This window comes from Saccharopolyspora sp., from assembly GCF_017434145.1.
Classification (GTDB): Bacteria; Actinomycetota; Actinomycetes; order Mycobacteriales; family Pseudonocardiaceae; genus Saccharopolyspora_C; species Saccharopolyspora_C galaxeae.
Genome location: NZ_JAFRFW010000047.1, coordinates 1 through 1562, shown reverse-complemented (window position 1 = coordinate 1562; position 1562 = coordinate 1). Strand labels below are relative to the sequence as shown.

The window sequence follows — 1562 nt, the reverse complement described above, 5'->3', positions numbered from 1 at the left end:
CTCTCGAACTCGCGTTCTCGATCTTATTCCGGTCGTGTTCCTCGCCGCCTACGCCGACGAGTCCTACGACCTCCCGCTCGGCGTGTACATCCTCACCGCCAGCCTCGTCGACCTGACCGAAGCGGAAACCATCCGCGATGCCCTACACGCTTTGCAGTCCGGCCCGGGCAAACTGCATTGGTACGACGCGGACGCTGTTCGCCGGCTGCATCTGGCCAAGACGGTCGGGACCTTAACGGCGCGGCACATCTCGGTAGTCGCGCGAAGCGCTTCGCTCCAGGCTGAGCGGGGTCGCCGCAAGTGCTTGGAAGCGCTGCTCCCGGAGCTCGAATCCGCAGGCGCTGAACAGGTACTCCTCGAGACGAGGCAGCGGCGCAACAACAAGCACGACATCGACATGGTCGACGCCTGCCGCCGGAAGAAACTCATCGGCGAGCGCCTGCACGTCTCGTTCGGACCGCCGAAGAACGAGCCTCTGCTGTGGCTGCCCGACATCGCCTGCGGGGCGGCGCTTGCCGCCGAGCGCGGCGACGATGACTACTTGCAGCAGTTCGGTGACAGCTCGACCGTCTTGTCGGTCAAAGCGTGAAAGCCCGGGAGAGAAAGGGCCCGGAGAAGCGCAGAGGCCGGGGTCCCACCGTACGGCGGGGGGTCCCGGCTTACTTCCACGCCCCAGCAGAGCGCGGCTACGGCCATATTAGAGAGCTCACCAGCGAGACGGCAAGGATGATCTAGTCACTCGATGTGGTGCTGAGCCCGTTGCGGCCTGGCCGCCCGGTTCGATTCTTCGCCGCGAACGACCACGGTCGGCGAACCCGGCCTGCGCACGACCTCCGGCACGTATCGTGGAGCCTTGTGCAGTTCTTGAACGGGCAGCAGCCCACCACCGACCTGACCTACGACGACGTGTTCCTCGCGCCCGGCCGCTCCGGCGTGGAGTCGCGGTTCGACGTGGACCTCGCCACCGGTGACGGCTCGGGCACGACGCTGCCGATCGTGGTCGCCAACATGACCGCCGTCGCGGGCCGCCGGATGGCCGAGACCGTCGCTCGCCGCGGCGGTCTCGTGGTGCTCCCGCAAGACGTCGCGCCGAGCGCGGTCGGTGAGATCGTTTCCTGGGTGAAGGAGCGGCATCCCGTCTGGGACACGCCGCTGGTGCTGCGCCCCGACGACGCGGTGACCGACGTGCTCAACCTGCTGCCGAAGCGCGCGCACGGCGCGGTGGTCGTCGTCGACGAGGACGGCCGCCCGGTCGGGGTGGCCGACGAGGCCGCCTGCACCGGGGTCGACCGGTTCGCCCGCGTCGGCGAGGTCGCCGATCGCAACCCCGTGGTGCTGCCGCTGGAGACCAAACCCCGCGAGGTTTTCGAGCAGCTGCACCGGCAGGGCAGGCAGCTCGCGATCGCGGTGGACGCCGAGGGCAAGCTGGCGGGCGTGCTCACCCAGCGCGGTTCGCTGCGCGCGGAGGTCTACGCCCCGGCGCTGGACGGGGCGGGCAAGCTCCGGGTCGCGGCCGCGGTCGGCGTGAACGGGGACGTGCCAGCCAAGGCCGCCGCGCTGCT

At 69.5% G+C, this 1562-nt stretch carries 2 protein-coding genes; both read left to right on the top strand.

Annotated elements, in window-relative coordinates:
• Positions 1 to 589, top strand: a 589-nt coding sequence (locus tag IJH84_RS01255) for a hypothetical protein (protein WP_295139241.1), incomplete at its 5' end; no start/stop codon positions are given.
• A gap of 266 nt (positions 590 to 855) precedes the next feature.
• The coding region (locus tag IJH84_RS01250; RefSeq protein WP_295139238.1) for an IMP dehydrogenase at positions 856 to 1562 on the top strand (707 nt) is incomplete at its 3' end.